The 12,617-nt window shown below is 66.3% G+C and carries 10 protein-coding genes; 3 read left to right on the forward strand and 7 right to left on the reverse strand.

The window, feature by feature from the left end; all coding sequences use genetic code 11:
* Nucleotides 1-14: 14 nt before the first annotated feature.
* The 3 genes from B552_RS0114990 to B552_RS0115000 form a co-directional block, all read right to left on the reverse strand.
* A complete protein-coding gene (locus tag B552_RS0114990; protein WP_019449848.1) occupies nucleotides 15-1,874 on the reverse strand; it encodes a ferrous iron transporter B in 1,860 nt (619 codons plus the stop codon).
* 22 nt (nucleotides 1,875-1,896) lie between these two features.
* The gene (locus B552_RS0114995) at nucleotides 1,897-2,199 is read right to left on the reverse strand and encodes a FeoA family protein (RefSeq protein WP_019449849.1); all 303 of its coding nucleotides are present in this window, start codon (nucleotides 2,197-2,199) and stop codon (nucleotides 1,897-1,899) included.
* A 352-nt stretch (nucleotides 2,200-2,551) separates the two neighbouring features.
* Nucleotides 2,552-3,445, reverse strand: a complete 894-nt coding sequence (locus B552_RS0115000) for a LysR substrate-binding domain-containing protein (protein WP_019449850.1) — start codon at nucleotides 3,443-3,445, stop codon at nucleotides 2,552-2,554.
* Between the two features lie 133 nt (nucleotides 3,446-3,578).
* On the opposite strand from B552_RS0115000, the gene B552_RS0115005 reads away from it, so the two are divergent.
* The 3 genes from B552_RS0115005 to B552_RS0115015 all read left to right on the forward strand — a co-directional run bounded on the left by B552_RS0115005 (nucleotide 3,579) and on the right by B552_RS0115015 (nucleotide 7,677).
* The gene (locus B552_RS0115005; RefSeq protein WP_019449851.1) at nucleotides 3,579-5,387 is read left to right on the forward strand and encodes an acyl-CoA dehydrogenase family protein; all 1,809 of its coding nucleotides are present in this window, start codon (nucleotides 3,579-3,581) and stop codon (nucleotides 5,385-5,387) included.
* A gap of 107 nt (nucleotides 5,388-5,494) precedes the next feature.
* Nucleotides 5,495-6,502 carry a tripartite tricarboxylate transporter substrate binding protein gene (locus B552_RS0115010; protein ID WP_019449852.1) on the forward strand — a complete coding sequence of 336 codons (1,008 nt, stop codon included), beginning with the start codon at nucleotides 5,495-5,497 and terminating at the stop codon, nucleotides 6,500-6,502.
* 35 nt (nucleotides 6,503-6,537) lie between these two features.
* Nucleotides 6,538-7,677 (forward strand): CoA transferase, encoded by a 1,140-nt coding sequence (locus tag B552_RS0115015; RefSeq protein ID WP_019449853.1) that lies wholly within the window; start codon nucleotides 6,538-6,540, stop codon nucleotides 7,675-7,677.
* Between the two features lie 166 nt (nucleotides 7,678-7,843).
* Here B552_RS0115015 and B552_RS0115020 read toward each other — a convergent pair whose 3' ends face one another.
* The 4 genes from B552_RS0115020 to B552_RS0115035 all read right to left on the reverse strand — a co-directional run bounded on the left by B552_RS0115020 (nucleotide 7,844) and on the right by B552_RS0115035 (nucleotide 12,534).
* Nucleotides 7,844-9,547 (reverse strand): lactate permease LctP family transporter, encoded by a 1,704-nt coding sequence (locus tag B552_RS0115020; RefSeq protein WP_019449854.1) that lies wholly within the window; start codon nucleotides 9,545-9,547, stop codon nucleotides 7,844-7,846.
* A 61-nt stretch (nucleotides 9,548-9,608) separates the two neighbouring features.
* Nucleotides 9,609-11,054, reverse strand: coding sequence for a LutB/LldF family L-lactate oxidation iron-sulfur protein (locus B552_RS0115025; protein ID WP_019449855.1), 1,446 nt, complete (start codon nucleotides 11,052-11,054; stop codon nucleotides 9,609-9,611).
* Nucleotides 11,051-11,761: a lactate utilization protein C gene (locus tag B552_RS0115030; protein WP_019449856.1), complete on the reverse strand. Its 711-nt coding sequence runs from the start codon at nucleotides 11,759-11,761 to the stop codon at nucleotides 11,051-11,053. The genes B552_RS0115025 and B552_RS0115030 overlap by 4 nt, the downstream gene beginning before the upstream one ends.
* Complete coding sequence (locus B552_RS0115035) at nucleotides 11,758-12,534, reverse strand: (Fe-S)-binding protein (RefSeq protein WP_019449857.1); 777 nt, start codon at nucleotides 12,532-12,534, stop codon at nucleotides 11,758-11,760. The genes B552_RS0115030 and B552_RS0115035 overlap by 4 nt, the downstream gene beginning before the upstream one ends.
* Between the last annotated feature and the right edge of the window lie 83 nt (nucleotides 12,535-12,617).

Genomic DNA, 12,617 nt, shown 5'->3' on the forward strand with positions numbered 1-12,617 from the left:
GCTTCTTTGTCCGATCAGCTGAACATCAGTGCCACACGGTAGGTGATGAACGACGCGATGTAGGCCAGCCCTGCCAGATAGGCGGCCGAAGCGGCCATCACTTTCCAGGAGTTGGTTTCGCGGCGGATCACGGCGAGCGTGGAAATGCACTGCGGCGCGAACACGTACCACGCCAGCAGCGACAACGCGGTGGCCAGCGGCCACTGCGCGGCGATCATCGGGGCGAGCTGCGTGGCCACGGCGTCATCGCTGCCGGACAGCGCGTAGACCGTTGCCAGTGCGCCCACGGCCACCTCGCGCGCGGCCAGGCCGGGCACGAGGGCGATGCAGATCTGCCAGTTGAAGCCGATCGGCGCGAATACGTGCTCAAGCGCGCGGCCGATCATGCCTGCGAAGCTGTAGTCGATCGGGGGCATCGTGGCGCCTTCGGGCGGCGACGGGAACGTCGCCAGGAACCACAGCAGCACCGTCAGCGTCAGGATCACGCGGCCAACGCGCGACAGGAAGATGCGGGCGCGCTCCCACAGGCCGATGGCGATATCGCGCGGATTCGGCACCCGGTACGACGGCAGTTCCATCAGCAGCGGATGGTCGGTGCGGTCGCGGCGGAACCACTTGAGCACAAACGCCACCGCCAGCGCACTGACGATGCCCGCCACATAGAGCGCGAACAGCACCAGGCCCTGCAGGTTGAACAGGCCGGCGACCGTGCGCTGGGGGATGAACGCCGCAATCAGCAGTGCATACACGGGCAGGCGCGCCGAGCAGGTCATCAGCGGTGCGACGAGGATCGTCGTCAGCCGGTCGCGCGGGTCCTGGATTGTCCGCGTGGCCATGATGCCGGGGATCGCACATGCAAAGCTCGACAGCAGCGGAATGAACGAGCGGCCAGACAGGCCCGCGCTCATCATCAGCCGGTCCAGCAGAAACGCGGCACGTGGCAGATAGCCCGATTCCTCGAGCGTCAGGATGAACAGGAACAGGATCAGGATCTGCGGCAGGAACACGATCACGCTGCCCAGACCCGCAATCAGGCCATCGACAACCAGGCTCTTGAGCATGCCCTCGGGCATCAGGGTGCCGACGAGTTCGCCGAGCCAGTGCACGCCGCCCGCGATGCCGTCCATCACTGGGGCCGCCCACGAGAACACCGCCTGGAACATGAAGAACAGCAGCACTGCCAGAATGGCCAGGCCGAACACCGGATGCAGCACGATGCGGTCGAGCCGGTCGTCGATGCGCGCGGTGCGCGTGGGCATCGATACGGCGATGCTCAGCAGGCGCTTGACCTCGGCATGGGTGTCCAGCTCGGACACGCCTTCCAGCGGCTGGGCCGGCGGTGCGGGTGGCAGCGCGTCGTCGAACATCCTGATCAGGGATGCCGCGCCGTCGTGCCTGACGGCCACGGTCTGCACCACCGGCACGCCCAGCGCGCGCGACAGTGCATCCCGATCGATCTTGATGCCTCGCCGCGCGGCCGCATCGCTCATATTGAGCACGACCACCATCGGCAGCCCCAGGCGGCGCAACTCCAGCACGAACCGTAGGTGCAGGCGCAGGTTGGTGGCATCGACCACGGAGACGAGCAGGTCGGGCCGCGCCTCGCCGGGGCGCTGGCCCATGCAGACCTCGCGCGTAATGGCTTCGTCAAGGCTGGCCGAGTGCAGGCTGTAGGCGCCCGGGAGATCCAGGATGCGTACCGTTCGGCCGGCCGGCGAGATGAACTGGCCTTCCTTGCGCTCGACGGTGACGCCCGCGTAGTTGGCCACCTTCTGGCGGCTGCCTGTAAGCCGGTTGAACAGTGCGGTCTTGCCGCAATTGGGATTGCCTACCAGCGCGATGCGCAGGGCGGAGGGATTCTGGGCGACGGACATGATGGTTCGGAGGTCCTGGCCTTCAGGCGATACGCTGGGATGGCGGCGCGTCGGCGTCGATCTCGGGCGCGATGCTCGTGACGGTGGCGCTGAGCACTTCCACGGTGATGCGGGCCGCTTCCGCGCGGCGCAGCGCGAAGCGCGTATAGCCAACCTGTGCTACCAGCGGGTCCTTGCCGAACGGGCCGACGGCAATGATCTGCACTTCCTCGCCAGGCACGAAGCCCAGGTCACGCAGGCGGCGGGCAACAGGATCGTTCGCGAACTCGTCATTCACGGATTTCACGACGGCGGCCGTGCGCCGGGGCAGTTCTGACAACCGCATATGCTTCCAGTCCAGGGGGCGGGATTAGCGCCACGCGGCAAGGCAAGAACCTGCCGGGTACGTAAATAGAAATCGTTCTCGATTGTATAGCATTCGCGGAAGTTTGGCGCTTTTACGGTGAAGACGAGGGGGGGATTGCGCACAGATCGAGGACCGGGCCGCGACGATCGGCAACGGCCGCCGTGGGGGGCGTGTCCAGGCGCTCAGGAAAACCCCCACTTATGTTCCGAATAACACATTTGCGGTATTGGTTACCGTGCAGGCCCGGCGATAAGCTGCAAGCACGCTGAACACCCCGTTCCACGCGTACTTCTAGCCACTGGCTTCGGCCAGTGGCTCTTTCTTTGCGCGGCTAGATTTCTGCCTTGGCGGCTGCGGCCCTGACCGTATCGACAAAATGGTCGCGCGCCGGGTGATCGGGTGCCTGTTTCCACACGCAATACACCTCGGACGGCACCGTAGCGTCGGCAAGCGGCCGGAAAACGGCGCCAGCCATGCCGGAACGCGCCAGCGCAGCCGGCACCACGGCCACGCCCATCCCCTGCGATACCAGCGACACCACGGACAGCCAGTGACGCACCTCGTGGCGAATCTGTGGATAGAAACCTTGCGCCGCGCACATGTCGAAGATGCGGCTGTAGTAGTCCGGCGATGCCTTGCGCGAGAACAGCACGAACGCCTCGCCACGCAAGTCAGTGAGCGCTACCGTATTCTGCGAGCCAAGCGGGTGGCCGGCCGGCATGCAGCAGACGAATGCTTCGCTGTGGGCCAGCGTGGCCGCCAGCTCGTCCGGCACGCGGCTTGTGTGGACGAAGCCGGCGTCCAGTTCGCCATGTAGCAGCGCATCGATCTGCTCCTGCGAATTCAGTTCGGTCAGCGCCACATGGATGCCGGGGTAGCGGGCCTGGAATTCCTGCAGGCGCTGGGGCAGGCCGCGATAGAGCATCGATCCGACGAAGCCGACGCGCAACCGCCCCACGGCCCCCGCCTCGATCTCGCGCGCCAGCAAGCGCGCCTGCTCGGCCTGCGCCAGCAGCGCGGCCGCCGATTCCTGGAACGCTCGCCCGGCCGCTGTCAGCCGCACGCCACGGCTGTCGCGCTCGAACAGCCTGGCGCCCACGGACGCTTCCAGTTGCTGGATATTGAGCGAGAGCGGCGGCTGCGAGATCGAAAGGCGTCTGGCGGCACGCCCGAAGTGAAGTTCCTCGGCCAGCACAAGGAAGTAGCGCAGATGTCGGAATTCCATGGCGATACAAAAATTATATTGATCGAGCCAATTTTAGAATTAGACACGAATCGTTGGGGTTCGAATAATGAACGTCAAACCATCCCGCCCGAGCCGCGATGCATGCCGGGCAGGGAGCATCAGGAGACGATTCATGCCGACCAGCGCCGCAGCCCCCACATCCACCCTGGCGCCTGCCACCCCCGGATTTTCCGAGCCCACCGCCCATCCGGTACCTGACCGCCATGGCGCCAGCCTCTTCACGGCCGATCCGGACCTGCGCGCGCTGCTGCCGCTCTATCTGCCTGCCGATCTGTTCAACCACCTGCTGCCGCACCTGGAGCGCATGGGCGCGCTGGCCGGGGGCGTGCTCGACGAACTGGCCAACGTGGCCGACCACGCACCGCCTACGCTGTCGCATCGCAGCCGCACCGGCCTGGATGACCAGCGCATCCACAAGCATCCGGCCTATGTGGAGCTGGAACGCGTGGCGTTCTCCGAATTTGGTCTGGCCGCGGCATCGCACCGTGGCGGCGTGCTCGGCTGGGACAAGCCGATGCCGCCAGCGGCCAAGTACGCACTGACTTACCTGTTCGTGCAGGCCGAGTTCGGCCTGTGCTGCCCGTTGTCGATGACCGATTCGCTGACGCGCACGCTGCGCAAGTTCGGCGATCCGGCGCTCGTGGAACGCTTCCTGCCGAACCTGACCACGCAAGTGTTCGATGACCTCTACCAGGGCGCGATGTTCATGACCGAGCAGGGCGCCGGCTCCGACGTAGCGGCCACGGCCACGCGCGCGATCCGCGACAACAGCGTCGAGGGCGGCTGGCGTCTGGTAGGCGACAAGTGGTTCTGCTCGAATCCCGACGCCGCGCTGGCCATGGTGCTGGCCCGTGTCGAGGAGGCTGACGGATCGGCTGTGGACGGCATCAAGGGCGTCTCGCTGTTCCTGCTGCCGCGCACGCTGGCCGATGGCAGCGCCAATCACTACCGGATCATTCGCCTGAAGGACAAGCTCGGTACGCGGTCGATGGCCAGCGGCGAGATCCGCCTGGAGGGCGCGCATGCCTGCCTGGTGGGCGAACTGGGCCGCGGCTTTGTGCAGATGGCCGACATGATCAACAACTCGCGCCTGTCCAACGGCGTGCGTGCGGCCGGCCTGATGCGCCGCGCGCTGACCGAAGGCCAGTTCATCGCACGCGAGCGCCGCGCGTTCGGCAAGCGTCTGGCCGACATGCCGCTGATGCGCCGCCAGTTGCTGAAGCTGACCCTGCCCACCGAGCAGGCCCGCACGATGGTGTTCCAGACCGCCGAGGCGCTGCGCCGCGCCGATGCTGGCGAGGCCGATGCCTACCCGCTGATGCGCATCCTGACGCCGCTGATCAAGTTCCGCGCCTGCCGTGACGCGCGCAAGGTCACCGGCGACGCCATGGAGATCCGCGGCGGCTGCGGCTACATCGAGGAATGGAGCGATCCGCGTCTGGTGCGTGACGCGCATCTCGGTTCGATCTGGGAAGGCACGAGCAATATCGTCGCGCTCGACGTGCTGCGCGCGATCCGCCGCGAGGGCTCGCTGCCCGTGCTGCAGGCGCACCTGCAGGCGCTGCTGCGGGATACGCCGATGCACGCCGCCGCGCGCGCCACGTTCGACCTTGCCATCGCCAATGCTGCGGCGCTGGCGAGCCGTGCTGCGGAAGCAGGCGCCAATGGCGACGTCCTCGCACGCCAGGCCGCTTCCGCGCTGTATCACGTGACCAGTGCCGTGGCGATGGCGTGGGAAGCCGGACGGATCGGCTCGGTACGACGCATGCGCCTGGCGCAACTGGTGCTTGTGCATCGTGTGTTGCCACAAGACCCGCTTGGCGGCGGCATCGAGCCAGTATGGCTGGCCGAGACGGTCGCGCCGCCTGCTGACGGTGTCGTACGCGCGGCAGGCCCGGTCGATCAGGTCAACGTGTTCTGACCGATCGCTTGCGCAGTACGGTGCACCGGCGAAGGTTCGCGAAGGTGCACCTCGCGCGCTCGCGGCGCGCATCCATACATAAATAGATTCACCGGAGACAACCCATCATGCCCCAATGGCACCGCCGCACGGCTCTGGCCGCGCTGACCTCCTTCGTCGCCTGCACGCTCGGCATCGTCACCACACCGGTCTTCGCACAGAAGGACCAGAAGGACTTCCCGACCAAACCGATCATGCTGGTGGTGACCTACCCGCCCGGCGGGCCTACCGACGCGATGGCGCGCACGCTGGCAGCCGCACTGAAGAACAGCCTTGGCCAGCCCGTGGTGGTGGAGAACCGCGCGGGCGCTGGCGGCAATATCGGCGCAGAAGTTGTTGCGCGTGCCGAGCCCGATGGCTACACGCTGATGTTTGGCACGTCGGCGCCGCTGGCGATCAATGTCAGCCTCTATCGCAAGATCAACTACGACCCGGTCAAGAGCTTCGCTCCCGTGATCCAGATTGGCCAGTTGCCCAACGTACTGGTCGTGAACCCGAGCGTGCCGGCCAAGAACGTGCAGGAGCTGATTGCGTACGGCAAATCCCATCCGGGCAAGCTGTCCTATGCGTCGTCGGGCAATGGCGCGTCGTCGCACCTGGCGGGCGTGTTGTTTAACAACCTGGCCGGCACGGACTTCCAGCACGTGCCGTACAAGGGTACCGGCCCCGCGCTGAACGATCTGCTGGGCGGACAGGTCAGCATGACCTTCACCGATGTGCTGACCGCGCTGCCGTTCATCAAGAGCGGCAAGGTGCGCGCGCTCGGCGTGACCACCAAGGGACGCTCGCAGGCGCTCCCTGACGTGCCCACCGTGGCGGAGCAGGGTGTTGCCGGTTTCGATGTTTCCGTGTTCTTCGGCGTGGTAGCCCCGGCCGGTACGCCGCCGGAGGTCATCAGCAAGCTCAACCATGCGTTTGCCGATGCGCTGCAGCAGCCGGGCGTGCGCAAGACGCTGCTGGCACAGGGGCTCGAATTCGCGCCCGCGACCGCGCCCGAGCAGCTTGGCGGTTTCGTGAAGGCGGAAGTCGGCAAGTGGCGCACCGTGGTGCAGAAGTCCGGCGCGCAACTGGACTGATCACGACGAGCAGCGACAAGAACCAAGGAACAGACATGACGCCATTTACCCCCGGCGCGCTGGCCGGCATTCGCGTGGTCGACCTGTCGCGCATTCTGGGCGGGCCGTTCTGCGGCCAGATCCTGGGCGACCACGGCGCGGACGTAATCAAGATCGAGCCGCCGCAGGGCGACGATACGCGTACCTGGGGGCCGCCGTTCCGCGATGGTGTGGCGTCGTACTACTTCGGCCTCAACCGCAACAAGCGCGTGATGCGGCTGGACCTGACCGCCGACGCGGATCGCGAAGTCCTGTTGAAGCTACTGGCCGATGCCGACGTGATGATCGAGAACTTCAAGACCGGCACGCTGGAGAAATGGGGCCTGGGATACGACGTGCTGTCGCAGCGCTTTCCCCGGCTGGTGCATTGCCGCGTGTCGGGGTTTGGCGCCGATGGTCCGCTCGGCGGCCTGCCAGGCTATGACGCGGCGATCCAGGCGATGGCCGGCATCATGAGCATCAATGGCGATGCCGATGGGGAACCGCTGCGAGTGGGCCTGCCGGTGGTCGACATGGTGACCGGCCTGAACGCCACGCTGGGCGTGCTGCTGGCACTGCAGGAGCGCGAGCGCAGCGGCCGCGGGCAGTTCGTGGAAGCGGCGCTGTACGACTCGGGCCTGTCGCTGCTGCATCCGCATGCGGCCAACTGGTTCATGAGCGGCAAGACGCCAGCGCGCACCGGCAACGCGCATCCGAACATCTATCCGTATGACACGGTAGCAACGGCAACCGACCCGATCTTCCTGGCAGTCGGCAACGACCGGCAGTTCCGCATCCTGTGCGAACACCTTGGCGTGGCCGCGATGGCCGACGACGAGCAATTCGCCACGGCGGGCGCGCGCTCGGTCAATCGCGTGTTGCTGAAGAGGGAGCTTGAGTCGCGCATGGCGACGTACGATGGCAAAACTTTGGCCGATGACCTGGCCGCAGCCGGCGTGCCGTGCGCACCGGTGCTGTCGGTGCCGGACGCACTGCAGCATCCGCACACCGCGCACCGCGAGATGGTGGTGGAGATGCCCGGCGGCTACAAGGGCCTTGGCGCGCCAGTCAAGCTGAGCCGCACACCGGCGACGTACCGGTACGCGCCGCTGACAGAGGGTAACGAGTTCCTGCCAAGAGAGGCGGCGAACGACTGAGTTACCGCTAACCGTTGTTATGCGCTCCCCTCTCCCATGAAATGGGAGAGGGGTGGGGGAGAGGGCGAGCGGTTCAATCCACGACAGTTCGAAATTTGAACCGCCATGCCCTCTCCCCCTGCCCCTCTCCCGCAGGCGGGAGAGGGGAGAAAACCAGTAGCACGGTTTAACCCGGAATCATCCCCGTCAGCACATACGCCTGCAGCGTCGTGATCACGCCGACGATCGCCGCAAACAGCAGGCTGTGCTTCACGGTGAAGCGGAACAGCTCCGACTCCTTGCCGACCAGCCCCGTTGCCGCGCAGGCCACGGCGATCGATTGCGGCGAGATCATCTTGCCGGTCACGCCGCCCGTGGTGTTGGCGGCCACCAGCAGCGTGTCCGACACCCCGATCTGATGCGCGGTGGTGTGCTGCAGCGAGCAGAACAGCGCGTTCGACGATGTATCCGAGCCGGTCAGGAACACGCCCAGCCAGCCGAGCAACGGCGAGAAGAACGGGAACGCGGCGCCGGTACCGGCCAGCAGCAGCGCCAGCGTGGACGACATGCCCGAGTAGTTGGCGACGAACGCGAACGCCAGCACCAGGCCAATCGATGCGATCGGGCGGCGCAGTTCCAGCAGTGTTTCCACGAACGTGGTGATGGCGTCGCGCGGCTTCATGCGCAGCAGCACGGCCGAGATGATGGCGGTCAGCAGGATCGCGGTGCCAACGGCGGACAGCAGGTCGATCTTCAGCACGGCCTCGTACGGCTTCGGCGATGCCACGATCGGCGCGGCCTTGATCACGAGCTGGTCGAGCATCGGCACCTTGAACTTCAGCACCGTACCTGCCAAGGCGCCGTTGCCCGCGAACAGCGCCTTGAACGGCTGCAGGCTCCACACGGTGACGATGGCAGTCAGGATGCCGAACGGTGCCCATGCACGCACGGTCTGGCCAAACGTGTAAGGCGATGGCTTGCGGCTTGCGGGCGCTGCACCCGTGCCGCCGCCGAACCCGGCCATCGCCACGGTGCCGCCAGCCGGAACCGTCCCACGCGCCGCTTGCGATGCCGAGCGTGGCTGCCACACGCGCAGGAATGCCGTGAGCGAGATCAGGCTGACCAGTGCCGAGGTGATGTCCGGCAGTTCGGGGCCAATGTGGTTCGACGTGAAGTATTGCGTGACGGCAAAGCTGCCGCCGACAACCAGCGCGGCGGGCCACGTCTCGCGCACGCCCTTTGCGCCGTCCATCATGAACACCAGCCAGAACGGCACGGCCAGCGACAGCAGCGGCAACTGGCGGCCCGCCATCGCGCCAATGTGCATCGGGTCAATGCCCGTGACCTGCCCGGCCACGATGATCGGAATGCCCATCGCGCCGAATGCCACCGGCGCCGTATTGGCGATCAGGCACAGCCCCGCTGCATAGAGCGGGTTGAAGCCAAGGCCGACCAGCAACGCGGCGGTGATCGCCACGGGCGCGCCGAAGCCCGCCGCACCTTCCAGGAACGCGCCGAACGCAAAGCCGATCAGCAACATCTGCAGGCGCTGGTCATCGGTGATCGACAGCACCGATGCGCGGATGATGTCGAACTGCCCGGTCCTGACGACGATCTTGTAGAGGAACACCGCCGTGACGATGATCCACGCGATTGGCCACAGGCCGTACGCGAAGCCGAAGCCGGCTGCGGCAAACGCCTGCTGCGCGGGCATGCCGTAGGCGAAGATCGCCACGGCCAGCGCCAGTGCCAGCGTCACCGCGGCCGCCACATGGCCCTTCATGCGCAGCACCGCCAGCGCGACGAAGAAGAACAGGATGGGTACTGCCGCCGCTAGTGCCGACAGCCACAGGCTGCCCAGCGGCGTATAGATCTGGGTCCAGGATTGCATCTGGAGGTCTCCTTTGATGATATTTAGTTTTGGCGTCCGGATTCTTGTTCTGACCTTGCCGCTACTCGGGCTGGTTGCGTGCGTCGAGCAGATCGGAAAGGCTTTTCGGCGCCGGTGTCAGCGGCTGCCGATGCTGGGTCCAGCCCATCTGGCGTGATGGCGTCAGCACGCGCAGGCGCGTGGCGGCCCAGCGGAATAGGCGATAGGTGGCAGGATGCGCGAACGCGCCGCTCCAGAAGCGCCAGACCAGATGCTCGCGGCGGCTGAATTTCGCGCCCTGGCCCTTGAGCGGATGCGGTACGGCTTCATCGGGATCTCGGTTTGCTTCGGTGCGCAGCCGCACAAGCAACTGCGGAATCGGAATGCGCACGGGGCACACCTCGCCGCAGGCACCGCACAGGCTCGAAGCCGTCGGCAAATCGGCCGTGGCGTCCAGGCCAAGCAGATGCGGCGAGATGATCTTGCCGATTGGCCCCGGATACGTCGTGCCATAGGCGTGGCCGCCGATGCGTGTGTAGACCGGGCAGTGGTTCATGCACGCGCCGCAACGGATGCATTGCAGCGTGGCGCGCAGCTGTTCGTCCGCGTAGGCCTGGCTGCGGCCGTTGTCGAGCAGCACCAGGTGAACTTCGCGCGGCCCATCGCGTTCGCCATGCTTGCGCGGACCCGAGATCAGGTTGAAGTAGGTGGTGATCGGCTGCCCGGTTGCGGAGCGCGTCAGCAGGCTGGACAGCGGCACGATATGCGACAGCTTCGCCACCACCTTCTCCATGCCCATGATCGCGATATGCACGTCGGGCACCGTGGTGGAAAGGCGGCCGTTGCCTTCGTTCTCGACGAGCCACAGCGTGCCGGTGTCGGCCGCGGCGAAATTGACGCCGGACAGGCCGATATCGGCCTCCACAAACTCCTGGCGCAGCGCGCGGCGGCCGGTCTGGATCAGCGCATCGACATCCTCGGTGTACGGGGTGTCCGGTATGTGCTGCTCGAACAGCGTCGCAATATCGGCCTTGGTCTTGTGGATCGCCGGCATCACGATGTGCGATGGCTTCTCGCCGGCCAGCTGGACGATGTACTCGCCCATGTCTGACTCGATGCAGTCAATGCCGCGTTCCGCGAGGTAATGGTTGAGTTCCATTTCCTCGCTGGCCATCGACTTGCCCTTGATCACGCGCCGCGCGGCACGGGACTGCGCGATGCGCAGGATGGTCGCGTTCGCCTCGTCGGCGGTCTCGGCCCAGTGGACATGCACGCCGGCCGCCGTGAGCCTGTCTTCAAGCTCGACCAGCAGGTCGGGCAGGTTGGCCAGTGCGTGCTGTCGGATCGCTTCGCCAAGATCGCGCAGATGCTCAAGCTCGTCGCCATCGGGAAACTGCACGGCGCGCTTCTGCTGCAGGAAATCCATGGCGCCACGGAAGCTCTTGCGCAGCTTGGGGTCGTCGAGCGCGGCGCGCGCGCGGGCGCGAAAGTCCTCGGATGGAACGAAGTGCAGCGGTTGCTGGTTCATTGCGCGGCGTCTCCATCAGTCACGATCACTACCCAGAGCTGGCGCGGGCCATGCGCCCCATAGGCCAGCGTCTGCTGGATATCGGAGGTCTTGGACGGGCCGGAGACCATCACAAGGTTGGTGGGCATGCCGTCGGCCCATTGCTCGGCGCGTACGGCCGCATGCAGGTCGGGGTGCAGCGTCGACGCGTAGACCAGCGCGATATGCGTCGGCGGCACCAGCGACATCGTGCGCGGCGAGCCGGTATCGGGCGCCAGCACGAGTGTGCCGGTAGCGGCCAGGCCTGAACGGGCCACGGTGAAGCCGGCGTCGACGGTATCGAACAGCTCTGCTTTCCAGGTTTCCAGCGGACGTTCGAACCCCACCGTGTCGATGCCGGGCGGCAGCGCCCGCGCCAGCGCGGCGCCTTCGGGTCGATTGCGGTCCAGCAGCAGGCGGCGCACGCCTTCCTGCTGCAGCTTCTGGGCAACCCAAGCGGGCCAGCTGGCAGCGTTGGTGCAGATCACCTCGGCATGCGAAGCGGTCAGCGCGGTCTGCATCGACGCGACCATGGCGCCGATCGACGGCGCTTCGCCACGGCGCGCATCGAAATGGGTGTCGATGCGCTGGTCCAGCTTGCGGGTGTCGCCCGGCAAGCTGTTGCCAGAGGTCGGCACGGCGGCGCGCAGTCGTCCGAGCATGCGTTCACGTGCGCTCATCGTGGTCATTGGGCACCTCCGGTACGGCGCCACAGGAACGAGGCCAGGTGCTCGACCGGTAACGGCGCGCCCGCATGGGCGGCGGCGTGGCCGATATTGAGCAGGCAGCCGCAATCGGCGGAAACGAGCCGGTCGCAGCCGGTGGCGCAGGCGGAAGCCACCTTGTCGCGCACCATCGCACCCGAAATATCGGCGTGCTTCAGCGAGAACGTGCCGCCAAAGCCACAGCACTCGGATTCGCGCTCATGTTCGACACGCGTGACACCGGGCAGCGCATCGAGCAATGCGACGCCATGCGTGCGCGTACCCATTTCTCGACGCGCCGCGCATGACGTGTGCAGCACCACACGCTCGTGCCCGGCATTGCCAGCCGCCGTATCAAAGCGCACGTGGAGCACGTTCAGCAGGAATTCGGCCAGTTCATAGACGCGCGCGGCAAGGTCGTTGGCCAGCGCGGCGGCCTCGGGGTCGTCGGCGAACAGCGTGGGCCAGTGATGGCGCATCATGCCGGCGCACGAACCGGAAGGCACGATGATCGGCCATGGCTCGCGGAACAGTTCCAGCTGCGCACGGGCCACCTTGCGTGCCTGCTCGGGGTTGCCGCTGCTGTAGGCGGGTTGGCCGCAGCAGCTCTGCCCGCGCGGAAAGTGCACGGTCAGGCCTTCGCGCTCAAGCAGGCGCACGGCATCGAGGCCGGCTTGCGGGACGAACAGGTCGACCAGACAGGTGCCAAACAGGTACACCTGTTGCGGGATGGATGTGGGGTACTGCCTGGGTTGCATTGTCTGTCTCCGGTAGGCGGCGCCGCCTGCTGGCAACGCGCTGCGAGATTTTTGAGCGCATAATTCCCGCTCTCGCGCCGGAG

Origin of the sequence: Cupriavidus sp. BIS7 (genome assembly GCF_000292345.1) — a bacterium.
Taxonomy (GTDB): Bacteria; Pseudomonadota; Gammaproteobacteria; order Burkholderiales; family Burkholderiaceae; genus Cupriavidus.

Bases quoted from the DNA above. Each gene is read 5' to 3' on its own strand.
- B552_RS0115010 (WP_019449852.1), top strand. From the start codon at position 5,495: ATGCCCCAATGGCACCGCCGCACGGCTCTGGCCGCGCTGACCTCCTTC.
- B552_RS0115035 (WP_019449857.1), bottom strand. From the start codon at position 12,534: ATGCAACCCAGGCAGTACCCCACATCCATCCCGCAACAGGTGTACCTG.
- B552_RS0114990 (WP_019449848.1), bottom strand. From the start codon at position 1,874: ATGTCCGTCGCCCAGAATCCCTCCGCCCTGCGCATCGCGCTGGTAGGC.
- B552_RS0114995 (WP_019449849.1), bottom strand. From the start codon at position 2,199: ATGCGGTTGTCAGAACTGCCCCGGCGCACGGCCGCCGTCGTGAAATCC.
- B552_RS0115030 (WP_019449856.1), bottom strand. From the start codon at position 11,761: ATGACCACGATGAGCGCACGTGAACGCATGCTCGGACGACTGCGCGCC.
- B552_RS0115005 (WP_019449851.1), top strand. From the start codon at position 3,579: ATGCCGACCAGCGCCGCAGCCCCCACATCCACCCTGGCGCCTGCCACC.
- B552_RS0115025 (WP_019449855.1), bottom strand. From the start codon at position 11,054: ATGAACCAGCAACCGCTGCACTTCGTTCCATCCGAGGACTTTCGCGCC.
- B552_RS0115015 (WP_019449853.1), top strand. From the start codon at position 6,538: ATGACGCCATTTACCCCCGGCGCGCTGGCCGGCATTCGCGTGGTCGAC.
- B552_RS0115020 (WP_019449854.1), bottom strand. From the start codon at position 9,547: ATGCAATCCTGGACCCAGATCTATACGCCGCTGGGCAGCCTGTGGCTG.
- B552_RS0115000 (WP_019449850.1), bottom strand. From the start codon at position 3,445: ATGGAATTCCGACATCTGCGCTACTTCCTTGTGCTGGCCGAGGAACTT.